Annotated in this window: 9 protein-coding genes; 4 read left to right on the forward strand and 5 right to left on the reverse strand. The window is 49.5% G+C overall.

The genetic code is table 11. The features are described from left to right. Positions 1-7 precede the first annotated feature (7 nt). Complete coding sequence (locus AC4PME_RS13705; protein ID WP_491044775.1) at positions 8-1,567, forward strand: glycoside hydrolase family 43 protein; 1,560 nt, start codon at positions 8-10, stop codon at positions 1,565-1,567. 10 nt (positions 1,568-1,577) lie between these two features. Here AC4PME_RS13705 and AC4PME_RS13710 read toward each other — a convergent pair whose 3' ends face one another. The 4 genes from AC4PME_RS13710 to AC4PME_RS13725 all read right to left on the reverse strand — a co-directional run bounded on the left by AC4PME_RS13710 (position 1,578) and on the right by AC4PME_RS13725 (position 5,804). Then, positions 1,578-2,564 (reverse strand): aldo/keto reductase, encoded by a 987-nt coding sequence (locus tag AC4PME_RS13710; protein WP_491044712.1) that lies wholly within the window; start codon positions 2,562-2,564, stop codon positions 1,578-1,580. Between the two features lie 102 nt (positions 2,565-2,666). Further along, positions 2,667-3,608, reverse strand: a complete 942-nt coding sequence (locus AC4PME_RS13715) for a Gfo/Idh/MocA family oxidoreductase (RefSeq protein ID WP_491044711.1) — start codon at positions 3,606-3,608, stop codon at positions 2,667-2,669. A 71-nt stretch (positions 3,609-3,679) separates the two neighbouring features. Next, positions 3,680-4,573, reverse strand: a complete 894-nt coding sequence (locus AC4PME_RS13720; protein WP_119499672.1) for an amidohydrolase family protein — start codon at positions 4,571-4,573, stop codon at positions 3,680-3,682. A 331-nt stretch (positions 4,574-4,904) separates the two neighbouring features. Next, positions 4,905-5,804 carry a helix-turn-helix domain-containing protein gene (locus AC4PME_RS13725; RefSeq protein ID WP_119499671.1) on the reverse strand — a complete coding sequence of 300 codons (900 nt, stop codon included), beginning with the start codon at positions 5,802-5,804 and terminating at the stop codon, positions 4,905-4,907. Between the two features lie 317 nt (positions 5,805-6,121). Here AC4PME_RS13725 and AC4PME_RS13730 point away from each other — a divergent pair, with 317 nt between their 5' ends. Next, positions 6,122-8,731, forward strand: a complete 2,610-nt coding sequence (locus tag AC4PME_RS13730) for a TonB-dependent receptor plug domain-containing protein (protein ID WP_161599067.1) — start codon at positions 6,122-6,124, stop codon at positions 8,729-8,731. A gap of 69 nt (positions 8,732-8,800) precedes the next feature. Then, positions 8,801-12,139 carry a glycosyl hydrolase gene (locus tag AC4PME_RS13735; RefSeq protein ID WP_491044710.1) on the forward strand — a complete coding sequence of 1,113 codons (3,339 nt, stop codon included), beginning with the start codon at positions 8,801-8,803 and terminating at the stop codon, positions 12,137-12,139. A 77-nt stretch (positions 12,140-12,216) separates the two neighbouring features. Here AC4PME_RS13735 and AC4PME_RS13740 read toward each other — a convergent pair whose 3' ends face one another. After that, positions 12,217-12,699 carry a hypothetical protein gene (locus AC4PME_RS13740; RefSeq protein ID WP_491044709.1) on the reverse strand — a complete coding sequence of 161 codons (483 nt, stop codon included), beginning with the start codon at positions 12,697-12,699 and terminating at the stop codon, positions 12,217-12,219. 260 nt (positions 12,700-12,959) lie between these two features. Between AC4PME_RS13740 and AC4PME_RS13745 the strand changes: the two genes are divergently transcribed. Next, positions 12,960-14,276 carry a glycoside hydrolase family 1 protein gene (locus AC4PME_RS13745; RefSeq protein ID WP_491044708.1) on the forward strand — a complete coding sequence of 439 codons (1,317 nt, stop codon included), beginning with the start codon at positions 12,960-12,962 and terminating at the stop codon, positions 14,274-14,276. Positions 14,277-14,418: the final 142 nt, after the last annotated feature.

Raw genomic sequence — 14,418 nt, forward strand, 5'->3', positions numbered from 1 at the left:
TTATCTGATGTGTGTATTTTCGTCCGTTACACTGGCTGCTCACAATCCTGTAGTTAACATGGATTTACCTGACGTTTCGGTGGTGCAGGCCGGGAATAAATACTACATGAGCAGCACAACAATGCACTTAAGCCCCGGGCTGCCAATTTTAAAATCCGATGACCTGGTCAACTGGGAAATCGTGAGTTATGCCTACGACCGGCTCGTGGAAAACGAAGAAATCAACTTGCAAAACGGTAAAAATGCTTACGGCAAAGGCTCATGGGCAAGTAGTCTTCGCTACCACAATAACCGTTTCTACGTATCAACATTTTCCGCTACTTCAGGAAAAACCCATACTTATTCTACTACTGATGTAGAAACCGGCGACTGGCAGTCACACAGTTTTGAACCGGCATTACATGATAATTCATTATTTTTTGATGATGATGGCCGTGTTTATATGATTTACGGAGGTGGTCAGATAAAACTAATTGAACTGGACGAAGATGCTACTTCGATTAAACCTGAAGGTCTTAATAAAATACTGATAGATAACGCAAACCTTGTATTTGGCGAGCACGATGCTGGCGGCCTTCCTGCTGAAGGTTCACAGATGTTCAAGATTAACGGGAAGTATTATCTGTTCACAATAGCTTCTCCTGAAAGCCACTGGTCACGCACTGTCATCGTTCACAGAGCAGATGAAATAACAGGCCCCTATGAAAGCCGCATAATGATGCAAGACCGTCAGGTCGCTCAGGGGGGACTGATTCAGGCGCCGGATGGCGCATGGTACGCAATGTTATTTGGCGATCGTGGACCTGTAGGACGCATTCCTTTTCTGGTTCCTGTTAGCTGGCAAAACAACTGGCCTGTATTAGGGGTAGAAGGTAAAGTGCCAGATATACTGCCTCACCTTCCTGCCCGCGCAGGATACAAAGGGCTGGTCAGTTCTGATGATTTCGAAAGAAAGGAAGGCGACCGGCTACTCCCGCTGGTATGGCAATGGAACCATAATCCAGATGACAAAAACTGGACTCTACTAAGTGATCCCGGACGCTTAAGAATTTCCACATCACGGATAGATAAAAACGTACTTCACGCCCGAAATACATTGACCCAGCGCACTTTCGGGCCAACCAGCTCTGCGAACACGCAAATAGATGTCAGCAACATGAAAGATGGAGATGTTGCAGGCCTGATTGCCCTGCAAAAGGAATATGGCTTTATTGGTGTGAGAGCAGAAGGCGACAACAAAATTATAATTGTTGAACAGGCTGCTCCCGGTTCAGACAAGCCTGTTCCTCCAAAGTCATCTGTAGGGAGTCAGGCATCAGTGCCCCGGGGTCAGGAAGCAGTTTTTTTACGAATAGACTGCGACTTCCGGACAAACGTCGCCTCTTTCTACTACAAATTCGGCGATGAAGACTGGATACCCCTGGGTTCGAAGTTGCACATGAGGTATACAATCCCCGAGCACTTCATGGGATATCGTTTCGGTCTGTTCAACTACGCGACAAAAACCCCGGGCGGCTCGGTAGACTTCAATTACTATCAGGTTGGGAAACGTTCAGAAATATATTAACCGGAAATACTCAGAAATCTTCTGTATCAATATCTGCCTGTGCACCTGCACCATAGCGGGCACCCTGCACGGTTTGACGGTTGATGATGTCATCAGCCTGTGCAAATACCTGCTTATCAAGAGACACTGCGCTGGCCTTTAAATCTTCCGTTAAATGCGCTTCTGACTTCGTGCCGGGCAAAGCGTGAATATGGTCACCTTGTGCCAGAACCCAGGCGATAGCCAGTTGAGCCGGCGTAACACCGTTTGCTTCAGCAAGGGCTGCAAACTCAGCATAAAGCTTTTGATTCGCTGTCCAGTTATCACCCTGAAAACGTGGCATGCCTTTACGGATATCGCCATTTGCCAGTGCTTCCGGGTTGTCGATACCACCAGCCAGATAACCACGGGCCAGCGGGCTGAAAGCCACAAAATCGATACCCAGTTTCTGGCAGGTTTCCAGCACAGCAATTTCTGCATTGCGGGTCCACAGAGAGTATTCTGTTTGCAGGGCAGCAATGGGGAACTCTTTATGGGCTTTCTGCAAAGAGTCTGCTGACACCTCAGACAAACCAATGGCACCGATTTTACCGGCTTTCACCATGTCACCTAAGGTACCCACACTTTCTTCCACTGGCACATCTTTGTCGATTCTGTGCAGGTAGTACAGGTCGATGTGATCGGTCTGCAGGCTTTGCAGAGCGGTATCCAGAGTTTTTACCAGGGTCTCCGGGCGACCATCGATGACACGTTTGCCGTCAACGCCTGTCATGCCGCATTTACTGGCCAGAAAGATGTCTTTACGAAAACCTTTGGTGGCTTCACCCACCAGCTTTTCGTTGCTGCCAAAACCGTAAAGCGCGGCAGTATCGAAATGGGTAACGCCCTGTTCAAAAGCAGAAGCCAGCAACTTGCTGGCCTCCTGCTGAGAGACTGAAGCGCCGTAAGCGTGGTTGAGGTTCATGCATCCAAGGCCGATTTCGGACACCAGACGACCAGCCAGCTTTCTTTGTTTCATTCTCTCTCTCCCGTTAACTTTTATACCGCTTCCGCATCATGCCGGATACGCTGGCTGTCGTTGCCTGACGTTGTCGACACACGATACGGAAGACTAGCAGCATCAGCTGTTAAGTTGCTGCTCCAGATCGTGAAGCACTTTATAACAGTTAATGACTTTGTGAACACTACTGTTCGGATCGCGGCCTTCTTTGATGGCAGACAGGAACTCGCGGTCCTGAAGCTCGATACCATTCATCGACACATCGACGTTGGACACATCAATGGCATTTTCGCGGCCATCCACCAGGTCATCGTAACGGGCAATGTAAGTGCCGTTATCGCAGATATAGCGGAAGAATGTACCCAGCGGGCCATCGTTATTGAACGACAGTGACAGTGTACAAATTGCACCGTTTTCAGCCTGCAGCTGAATTGACATGTCCAGTGCGATACCCAGTTCAGGATGGATTGGTCCCTGAATCGCATTCGCTTTAACGATAGGAGAACCCGCCTGATATTCGAATAAATCCACAGTGTGGGCAGCATGGTGCCACAGCAGGTGATCGGTCCAGGAACGGGGCTCACCTTTGGCATTAATATTCTTACGACGGAAGAAGTACGTTTGTACATCCATCTGTTGAATATTCAGCTCACCGGCAGTAATTTTGTTATGCACATACTGGTGCGAAGGATTAAAGCGGCGGGTATGACCAACCATGCAGACTTTGCCCGTTTCCTGTTGGGTTTTCACTACCGCTTCTGAATCTTCCCAGCTGTCTGCCAGCGGAATTTCGACCTGTACGTGTTTGCCGGCTTTCATACATTGAATAGATTGCGCAGCATGTTGTTGTGTAGGGGTACAGAGGATTACGGCATCAGCATCGGATTCCAGTGCATCGTCCAGAGACGTATACACATTCGGAATACCGTATTCGTTTGCCACGGCTTGTGTCTTTTCTAAATTACGGCCAACCAGACCAACAACTTCAGCGTCATCGATATTTTTCAGGCCATCAAGGTGTTTGATCCCGAACGCACCGGGACCCACTACGATTACTTTCATTTTATTCTCCCAACTCATTTCTGTTCAGCCAGCCAGACCTGCATCATTCCTGAAGGCACCGGCGGCGATGATTAATCCGCCCAGTAAAGGCGCATGGGGTTATCAATTAATAATTTACGCTGCAATGCTTCCGTGGGGGCGATTTTGGGGATCATATCCACCAGGTGCCCGTCATCCGGCATATGTGTTTTCATGTTCGGATGCGGCCAGTCTGTTCCCCACAGCACGCGGTCTTCAAAACGGGTAACCACTTCCCGGGCGAACGGCACGACGTCTTCGTAGCCACCTTCCGGTCCCACAATGGACAAGCGCTCAGGACAACTTACTTTCGACCAGAAGTTTTTATTCTCTTCCAGCAGTTTCAGAAACAGGGCAAACTCAGGTCCGTCTACCGGTTTTGTTACGTCAGGGCGGCCCATGTGATCAACCACAACAGTGGTAGGCAGGCTGGTGAAAAAATCATACAGCTCAGGCAGTTCCTGAGATTCAAAGTAAATAACGATATGCCAGCCAAGTGGCTTAATTTTCTCAGCAATAGTGCCCAGCGAATCGAAGGGCAGCGCGTCTACTAACCGCTTTACGAAGTTAAATCGAACGCCCCGTACACCAGCGGCATGCAGAGCCTGAAGCTCCTCATCAGTAATATCCGCTTTTACGGTAGCAACGCCGCGGGCGAGACCATCAGAGTGATTTAGTGCGTCAACCAGTGCGCGGTTATCAGCGCCGTGGCAGGTAGCCTGAACAATGACGTTGCGGCTGAAACCCAGATAATCACGTAGCGCCCACAACTGGTCTTTAGACGCATCGCATGGCGTGTACTTGCGCTCCGGCGCGAAGGGGAATTCATTACCGGGACCAAACACATGGCAATGTGCATCAACAGCACCTTCAGGAACCACAAACTTCGGCTTCGACGGTGACTCGCACCAGTGCAGCCAGTCGGCATCAACAGTAAAACCACTCATTAATTCATTCTCCTGCTGACAGTGAAAGGAGCGCAAAATATTTCGGGCACCGGATTTCGCTGTCAGAAACGATTCAGTTGCGGCGTAATAACTACAAGCCGTTTCAGGGCTAACAGTATGCTACCGCGAATCAACAGATGCTGTTAAGAAATGCGACGACAGACATTAGTTTTTTCTATAACGATACGAAAAATACAAGTAAAAAAGCACTATTTACAATTCAGCCTTTTAAATAAGAATTAAAAGGCTTTCGCCCCTTTCATCAGCATTCAAAACAGATTTTACAGCCATAAATAAATTGTCATAAACAGATACCAGTGCAGCAGAACGTTTACAGCTCGCTCCGGCGTCTGAATTCCCCCGCCGTAGTACCTTCCGCCTGTTTAAAGAAACGACAGAAATAGCCGGTATCTTTGAACCCTAACGTATCAGCAATTTCATCCAGCGATTGCCGGGTGTAAATCAGTCGCCGCTTCGCTTCATTTACCAGCCTTTGGTGGATCAGCTTTTTCGGGGTGGTATTAAGATGCTGTTGACATATGCGGCTAAGGGTAGAGACAGAAATGTACAATTTCGATGCATAATCATTCACATTCATATGTTGCTGATAATGCTTGTCGATGAGCTCACGAAAGCCCAACAATACTCTGGAATCCCGGCCCGATGTACCGGCAAGATTACGGGCTGTATTTTGTTGCCTGGCAACCAGCACAAACAGAAGTTTAAGCAACATATGGATGCTCACTGTGGCGCCGGGATCATTGCTGCGCATTTCACCGGCCAGCATATGCAGATAAGCAACGAACCGTTCAGACTGATGCTTGTCCTGAAATTCAATAGCCTGTGAAGACCATACTGCACCGGTAAAGTCCGCGATAGCGCTGTCACTGCGCAATGCATTTACCACATCGGCATTAACGGAAAGCACGTAGCCGTTTGTGTCCGGCGCAAAGGTAAATCCGTGCACTACGCCGGGCGGTAGTGTCACTACCCAGTCTCCCTGAAGCGTCAGCTTTTCATCATCCCGTTGCACTGTCCATTCATCATCAAACACACAAATAAGCTGGAATAATTTGCCGTGGCGGTGAGGCGAGATCTCCCACCCCAATCCCGCACTGCGGGCGCGGATATCTTCCAGATGAACAAAATCAGCGCTTAGCTTTAAAAACGACTCACCATATAAATCATAGAAGGGGATTTCATCTGGCTTCACGGCTAAAAACTGCTTCACGAAGGAAAATTCTGATTAAAAAGTACAACAACTGTTTACAAAACCCAAGGTTTTTTACGTATCGCAAGCCATTCAGGACTCACAAACAATCATTTTCAATCCATAATAATCATATTTGATATTTATATTTTCGATATCACGTAGAGAATTGCCCCACGGGAAAACCTTACTCTGCCTGACCTCACAGGGCATGCATAGTCTGAACTAATACATTATTAAAAATATAGTATTTTACTTTTGTATATGCATTGTTAAATCTTGGTAACAAATTACACACCTGTCGGTTAATACTGAGAGTTATAACGATGAAAACACCCATGCCACTACACAAGCTTTCTCTTGCTGTTATTGCAGGATTAAGCGTTTCAATGAGCGCCACTGCCATTGCACAGGACACACAAACAGAAGACGAGGAAGACGTTGAAGTCATTTCCGTTACCGGTACGTTGATCGAAGGGGTTAATCCCGTCGGTTCCAACGTGATTGGTTTGAATCAGGAAAAAATCATTGAGCAGGGTGTGACCTCTGCGACCGATTTGCTTCGCCGTATTCCACAAATGGCAGACTTCAACGCCGTGCCGGAAAATACCCTCACAGCCTCAATTCCTTTTGAGCCACCACAAATTCGCGGTATTGGCGGCTTGAGCGGAATGGCGACTCTGGTCATGTTGGGCGGTAACCGCCTCGTACCGGTTGGCCCGATGAACTGGGTGGACTCGTCGATGATCCCGGCAAGTTTGCTTGAGCGCGTAGAAGTGATTCCGGACGGCGGCTCGTCTATCTATGGTTCTGATGCTGTTGCCGGTGTCATCAACTTCATTCCTAAGAAAGACATGGAAGGCGGTGAACTTAGCGTACAATATGGTATGGGTGCAGGCGACTACGACCGCATTGATATTTCCGGCGGCTTTGGCACAAGCTGGGATAAAGGCACACTGGTCACTGCATTCTCTTACGGCGACCGTTCACCGATGTACGGTAAAGATCAGGACTTCATTAAAGAAGATCTCACCGGTGTTGGCGGTGCAGATTACCGTTCTACGTCCTGTACGCCCGGTAACATTCTGTTAGACGACACCTTATATGGTTTGCCCGGTGTAGATGCATCATCACCGAACTACTGTTCTACCTACGACGACCAGTCTTATTATCCGGAAGAAGACCGTTATTCACTGTTCGCCAACCTGACTCAGGAACTGTCCAGCCGTTTAAGCCTGGATGTGCTGGCGTACTATTCACGCCGTGAAGCCACAGATTACGACCCTTCAGATATTCGTGCTTCCGCAACGATTACCTCTGACAACCCTTATTTTATCGCTGTGGGTGATGAGACCTCTAACACGGTTTCATTCTCTTACGCGGATGTGTGGGGCAGCGCCGGCGCAAACCCGTCCATGTATGAGCAATGGCAGGTTACGCCCACCCTGACTTATCAGCTCACCGATACGTGGAAAATTAAAGGTACCGTGAACTACGGTAAGAGTACGTCGTACTATCATGACTATTCTATTAACGCTGATGCTCAGCTTGCAGCACTTTCTGCCAGTACCACTGAGACGGCACTTAACCCTTATGACGTGTCACAAACCAGTGCATCAGTACTGGCAGGCATTAATAACTGGCTTGACGACACCAGTACTGATCAGGATTTAACGGAATTCAAAGTCATTGCCAACGGCGACATGTTTGAAATTGCCGGGGGTATGATGCGGGCAGCGGTAGGCTCAGAATACCGAGAAGAATCCTTCTATCAGTCGGTAACGGCTGGCGAAGTGGGTAACCCTTCTACCTCTTCAGTACGCGACATCGACCGTAACGTTAAGTCGGTATTTGGTGAAATTTACATCCCCCTTGTTGGTGATGACAATATGATGCCGGGTATCCAGCATCTGGACGTGTCTATCTCCGGCCGTTACGACAAGTACAACGACGTAGGCTCAAGTTCAAACCCGAAAATTGCGGTGACCTGGAACCCCACCGAAGACGTTACCGTTCGTGGTACCTGGGGCACATCATTCCACGCCCCGGCACTGGCTGACTTAGCGGCACCGCTGCAGTATGAACTGTTCCTGCCAATCAGTCCGCTGCGTTCATCAGACAGCCCCTTCGTCCCTGATTTCTTTAAGCCGTCATTTACTTTAGGCGGTGCGTCAGAAGGCATTAAGCCTGAAACCGCAGAAACTATGTCATTAGGGACTGATTGGTACGTCACCGACTCCACGAAGGTGTCACTGACGTACTGGAGCATTGCGTACGAAGATCGTCTGGATCAGAACGCAGGCTTCTTCTTCGGCCCGGCGTATTATGATGCAGAAGTGAATGAAGACTACTACATTGTAAACCCGTCATCGGTGGAAGAAATCATCGCGAAATTTGGCGACTTCCCGACTCAGGGTTACGAAAGCCTGCAAGCCATGGTCGACATTTACGGCTTACCCTATGTGGTAAGCGACCAGCGTAAATCGAACATGGGCGCTTACGAAGTTGATGGTCTGGACTACTCAGTGCAATGGTTTGGCGATATCGATTTAGGTGAGCTGGACTTCTCATTAAGCGGTACCTACATCATGAACCGTGACAAAGAGAACGTAAAAGGCGCCGGCTTTAACGACACGCTGGCACTGGGTGACTTTAACGAAGCCATTTCAGCGTTCAACAGTGTGGCCACTTTAGGCTTACGTCGTGACGACTGGTACTTCTCCGGTACAGTTTATTACCGTGGCAGTGCTGATGTGGCAGAGGAACATATCGATTCCTACACCACCCTGTCGCTGTTCGCCAGCTATGACTTCAGCATGGATACGCAGGTAACGTTCAACATTGATAACGTGACGGACGAAGATCCTCCGTTCCGTAACATCGATGAGGGTGTGGCTTATAAGAGCATGGGCCGCTTCTTATCTGTTGGCTTCAGAACCCGTTTTTAATTAATCTTCCTACGCGGAGGGCTGCCACGAGAGTGCCAGCCCTCATTATCATTTTTAAGGGGCAAGTTTATGACCAAACCCGTAAAACCGTATCTGTTCACATTATCCAAAGTGGCGCTGGGCCTTTCTCTGCTTTCATTTAACAGCGCTGCAAGCACACTCGAAGATGACTTCATCACCCCGCCTCAATCTGCCAAACCTTTAGTGTGGTGGCACTGGATGAACGGGAACGTTACCCGTGAAGGGATAGAAAAAGATCTCACCTGGATGAACAAAGTAGGCATTGGCGGCGTGCAGAACTTTGATGCCCAGTTAATGACACCGAAGATTGTTGATACCACACTGGAATACATGACACCGGCCTGGAAAGACACCTTTGAATATGCGCTGGGCGAAGCGAATAAACACAATTTTGAATTCGGTATCGCCGCGTCGCCGGGCTGGAGTGAAACCGGGGGTCCCTGGGTGAAGCCGGAACAAGGCATGAAAAAGCTGGCGTGGAGCGAAATTACCATCGACGCCAGACAGAAAAAAGCCGTTCGGGTGCCCCAACCGCCCACCAATACCGGCGTTTTTCAGGATTTTTATGGCTCAGACGAAATCTTTGCTGATCCGGCCCATGGTCACAAAACTTTGCCGGTACATTACGAAGACATCGCCGTACTGGCGGTACCGGTGCACGACCGACGCATTCAACCGGTTTCTGTAAGCACCAACAATGATGACAAGCTAAATTTAGCGGTATTAAGTGACAGTTCTTTCAGCGCATCCACAAACAGTACGTCACACCCGGATGCCCCGTTGGAAATCACCTTCGATTTCGGTGAAAGCAAAACGGTGAGCAGTTTATCTTTTGCCATGCCACCACCGGGCATGTTTATCCCGGCGGCCTTTCTGCCCACCCTGCAAGCCAGTGTTGATGGTAAAAACTTCGAAGATGTCACTACCATTCCGGTAGGCTCAACCACTCAAACCACCATCAGTTTTCCTGCGGTTAACGCGCAGTATATGCGAATTGTGATGACCGCAAACCCGAACGGTAAGTTTGCATTGCCGTCTTCGTCCGCACCGGGCGCTGCGCCACCGCCGGGCTTTCAGTTACCTACGGGTGAAAAGAAACAAGAACCGGTAAACCTGCTGGAAGTGGCCTTTTACCCGCAGGCAAAAGTGCATCGCTTCGAAGATAAAGCCGGTTTCGGCATTGTTGAAGACTACTATCCGTTGTCGTATCAACACGATGAACAAGGCATCGCCAAAGACGCCGTAATCGATATTACCGACAAGCTCAATGCAGACGGCTCACTGAACTGGCACCCTGAAAAAGGACAGTGGAAGATCATCCGCCTGGGCTACAGCTTAACCGGCAAAGAAAACCACCCTGCGACAGTGGCAGCTACCGGGCTGGAAGTGGATAAATACGACGCAGACGCGGTTAATGCGTACATCGACCACTATCTCAACATGTATAAAGACGCCAGCGGCGAGTATGCATTAGGTGAAGGCGTAAAAGCCTTACTCAACGACAGTATTGAAGTAGGCGCATCGAACTGGACGCCGGACATGTTTGCGGAATTCAGGCAGCGTCGCGGATATGACTTAACGCCCTGGTTACCGGCACTGGTTGGCGTGATCATTGGTGATGCGGTACAAACCGATAAATTTCTCTACGACTACCGCTTAACCTTAGGCGAAATGCTGGCAGACAATCACTACGCCGTGATCAGCAAGCGAGTAAAAGAAGCGGGCCTGAAACACTACTCCGAAGCACTGGAGAACGGTCGCCCAACTCTGGGTGACGGCATGCGTATTCGCAGTAACGCCGATGTGCCTATGGCCGCCATGTGGGCCTTCGATACCCAAAATCAGGTTGGGCCGCAGCCGCAGTATTGGGCAGATATCCGCGAAGCGGCTTCTGTGGCACACATCTACGGGCAAAACCTGGTAGCGGCAGAGTCGCTGACGTCGGCGTCTTCTCCCTGGGCCTTCTCGCCACGGGATTTGCAGCCCATGATCGACATGGAATTTGCACTGGGTGTAAACCGCCCCATCATCCATACATCGGTTCACCAGCCCAACGACGACGGCCCCGGCCTGAGTTTATTTGTGTTTGGTCAGTACTTTAACCGTCTGGAAACCTGGGCAGAATATGCCAAACCCTGGGTAACCTACATCAGCCGTAACGCTTACATGTTGCAGCAAGGTCACTTCAAGGCGGATGTGGCTTACTTCTACGGTGAAGACACACCGCCCACCGCGCTATACAACGACAAGCCCTCAGAAGATGTGCCGCTGGAAAATGCGTTTGACTATGTGAATAACGACATCATTACTGAACTGCTCGAAAACTGCGGCAAGGATTTATGCACAGAATCTGGCCAGCGCTATGCCGTGTTGTATCTTGGCGGTACCTCGCAATACATGACCTTACCGGTGCTTGAGCGGATTGCTGAACTGGTCGCCGGTGGTGCAACGATTATTGGTAAAAAGCCACTGGCCAGCCCGTCGCTGGCAGACGATGCCGCCCGGTTTACCGATCTTGCCAATAAACTGTGGAGTGGTAAAACCGGTAAAGGCCGTGTCATCAACGCCGACAACGTAGAGAGCGGTATTAAAGAAGCCGGTATCACACCGGACTTCCGCTACGCAGGCAAGCATGACGATACCACCTTGTTCTTCGTTCACCGTCAGACAGACAGCGAAGAGATTTACTACTACACCAACCGTAAAAACCGTGAAGAGCCAGTCACCTTGTCATTCAATGTGTCGGGCAAGAAGCCGTACCACTACAACGCGGTTACCGGTGCCATTACAGCCATCGACAGTACAGAAAAAGACGGCGTTACCGTCATTGAGAAAACCCTGGCACCCTACGAATCCGGTTATGTGGTATTCGGTGATTCACCGGCAAAAGTGAGTAAGGTTGCTTCCACGTTCAGCAAATCAAAAACGCTGAAAGACGAATGGCAGGTGACCTTCCAGCAAGACCGTGGCGCCCCGGCTCAAGCGACCTTGTCAGCCGGAAACTGGGCGGAGTCGGACGATACCGGTATCCGTTATTTCTCCGGCACCGCCAGCTACACCCAATCTTTCAACATAGACAAAACGATGCAGGGCAAACCTGTGCAGCTGCATATTGAAGATGTGCGGGATGTGGTGGAAGTGGTCGTGAACGGACAGGTGGTGACCACACTATGGAAGCCACCGTTCGAAGCCGACGTATCAGACTATCTGAAAGCCGGTGAGAATACGGTAACGCTGAATATCACGAACCTGTGGGTGAACCGCTTAATCGGTGACGCGCAGCCGGATGTGAAGCAGAAGTACACCTTCACCACCCTGCCCGCCTATGTGCCGGATGCACCGCTCAGACCTTCTGGTCTGTTGGGCGATGTGTCGCTGAAGTGGTAAATGCTTTTGATCTCAAAAAGCCCCGGCCTTCACCGGGGCAACACCACTGACACATGGGTGCAAAGACGTTTTTGAACTCAATGAGCGTAATCGTTCAGCGCGAGGCGGATGGTAATAGCAGCAACAAGCCCCCCCAGACAAATTCCCCAGATTGTTTTTACTACAGCGGCTGTACTGAACGCGAGGGCTTCGATATTTACAGCAAAAGTGAGCAACGCAAAAAAGCTTAATGACAGGGCCGCTCCAAATACAGCAAACACCAGTGCACGAAGCACCGGATGAGACGGTAGCCAGGATGTGTGACCGGATTGTCCATTGATGTGCAACTGGCCGTTGCGGATACGCTTGCGGGTAAGAAATGAGGGAAAGAACGCCCCCATAAAGCCGATAGCCAGCCCCTGAGGAATGCTGTCAATGAACAGACCGCTGTCGCCCTGCATAGGCACCACGTCCAGCCCTCCGAAGATCAGGAAAACAAAAAACAAACTGAATAAGCCGTTGATGACCGCTCCTACCACGGTTTCAAGGCTTTTGTAGCGGTTCAGGGTCATATCGCTCATTTTGTTATCATCCTTTTCAAGTTTTTAACAAAATGTAACTTACGTAATTTCTTCAATACGAACAAATTATTTATTTGATGCCATGTATTGATAAAAACTATAGATGAAAAAATCCCCGAACCGTTCGCCCTGCTCGCGGAATGTGTCAGGTTTAACCATTAATCCAAACTATACAACCGCCAAAAATGATTATTATTCCTGAAAGTTGATTCACGTTATTTTTACAGTTGAGAAATTAATTTTTGACATCAGGACGTAACATGATCAACCGCAGACAATTCCTTGCTATGGCCTCTGCCACAATGAGCGCCCCGCTTTTTGCCAAAGCCGCCTCTTCATCTTTACCGGCTGGCGGTCAGTTTCCCGACAATTTTCTTTGGGGTGCAGCCAGTGCGGGTCATCAGGTTGAAGGTAATAACGTTAATTCGGATATCTGGTTACTGGAAAACGTAAAGCCCACGCTTTTTAAGGAGCAGTCCGGTGATGCCTGTAACAGTTTTGAGTTGTGGGAAACCGATTTGGATTTGTGCAGCAATCTGGGATTCAGTGCTTACCGCTTTTCAATTGAATGGGCACGCATCGAGCCTGAACCGGGCCTGTTCAGCCAGGCAATGATTGACCATTATAAACGCATTATCGACGGCTGCCACAAGCGCAACATGGTACCTCTGGTAAGCTTTAATCACTTTGCCAGCCCGGTATGGTTTGCAGCCCGTGGCGGCTGGACCAACCCGGAAGCGCCAGCCCTGTTCGCCAACTATTGCAGTAAAGTTACCGCACAGCTGGCTGATGGTATTGGCTACGCGGTTACTTTTAACGAACCTAACTTACTTCGCCTGCTAAAAGTGCTCGGCGTCCCGCCTTTCGTGTGGGATATGCAGGAAAAAATGCTGGCTGCCGCTGGCAGAGCCACGCAATCAGAGCACTTTACCGGCCTGAATGCCGCGCGCATGCAGGATTTAGATGTAATGAATCCCATTCTGATAGAAGGCCATAAAGCGGCACGTCAGGCTATTAAAGCCGAACGCACCAACCTGGACGTTGGTTTTACCCTGGCAATGCTGGATGATCAATCTGCAGGTCCGGATTCTGTGCGCAATGAGATGCGTAAATACAACTACGGCGACTGGCTTAAAGTTGAAGAGACTGATTTTATTGGTGTGCAAAATTACGAAAAGGTAGTGTGGGATAAAAATGGACACGTTCCCACGCCGGACGATGCAGAGAAAAACCATTCAGGCAGCTGGATAGATGCTTCCTCTCTGGCTAACTGTGTTGCCTATACTTATGCAGAAACCGGTAAGCCCATTATTGTTTCTGAGCACGGGATTGGTACTGAAGATGACAGTCAGCGTGAACGCTTTATCACTAACTCGCTGAAGCATCTGCAAAGTGTGATTGATAAGGGCGTGCCGGTAAAAGGTTACATTCACTGGACGCTGTTGGATAACTTCGAGTGGGTTTCTGGTTACGAACCGAAGTTCGGCCTGCACACTGTGGACAGAAAAACCTTTGAGCGGAAGCCAAAGCCCAGCGCGCTGGCTTATTCCAAAATTCTCAAGCAGAACCGTGTGTAGTCCGGCATGCTGACTTTATGCGCCTCGCCAGGCGCCTGCTCTCAAATATCCATCATTATGCTGGAAAAAGCGCAGGCAAATTATGCTTTGCGCGCCGTACACCTTGCTAAAGGCGAGCACAAAACGGCGGAATATTTAGCTG

This window comes from Alteromonas sp. (assembly GCF_984505615.1).

What these genes read in the sequence shown, in the direction of transcription:
- AC4PME_RS13705 (WP_491044775.1), top strand. Translation starts at nt 8, where the DNA reads ATGTGTGTATTTTCGTCCGTTACACTGGCTGCTCACAATCCTGTAGTT.
- AC4PME_RS13710 (WP_491044712.1), bottom strand. Translation starts at nt 2,564, where the DNA reads ATGAAACAAAGAAAGCTGGCTGGTCGTCTGGTGTCCGAAATCGGCCTT.
- AC4PME_RS13715 (WP_491044711.1), bottom strand. Translation starts at nt 3,608, where the DNA reads ATGAAAGTAATCGTAGTGGGTCCCGGTGCGTTCGGGATCAAACACCTT.
- AC4PME_RS13720 (WP_119499672.1), bottom strand. Translation starts at nt 4,573, where the DNA reads ATGAGTGGTTTTACTGTTGATGCCGACTGGCTGCACTGGTGCGAGTCA.
- AC4PME_RS13730 (WP_161599067.1), top strand. Translation starts at nt 6,122, where the DNA reads ATGCCACTACACAAGCTTTCTCTTGCTGTTATTGCAGGATTAAGCGTT.
- AC4PME_RS13735 (WP_491044710.1), top strand. Translation starts at nt 8,801, where the DNA reads ATGACCAAACCCGTAAAACCGTATCTGTTCACATTATCCAAAGTGGCG.
- AC4PME_RS13740 (WP_491044709.1), bottom strand. Translation starts at nt 12,699, where the DNA reads ATGAGCGATATGACCCTGAACCGCTACAAAAGCCTTGAAACCGTGGTA.
- AC4PME_RS13745 (WP_491044708.1), top strand. Translation starts at nt 12,960, where the DNA reads ATGATCAACCGCAGACAATTCCTTGCTATGGCCTCTGCCACAATGAGC.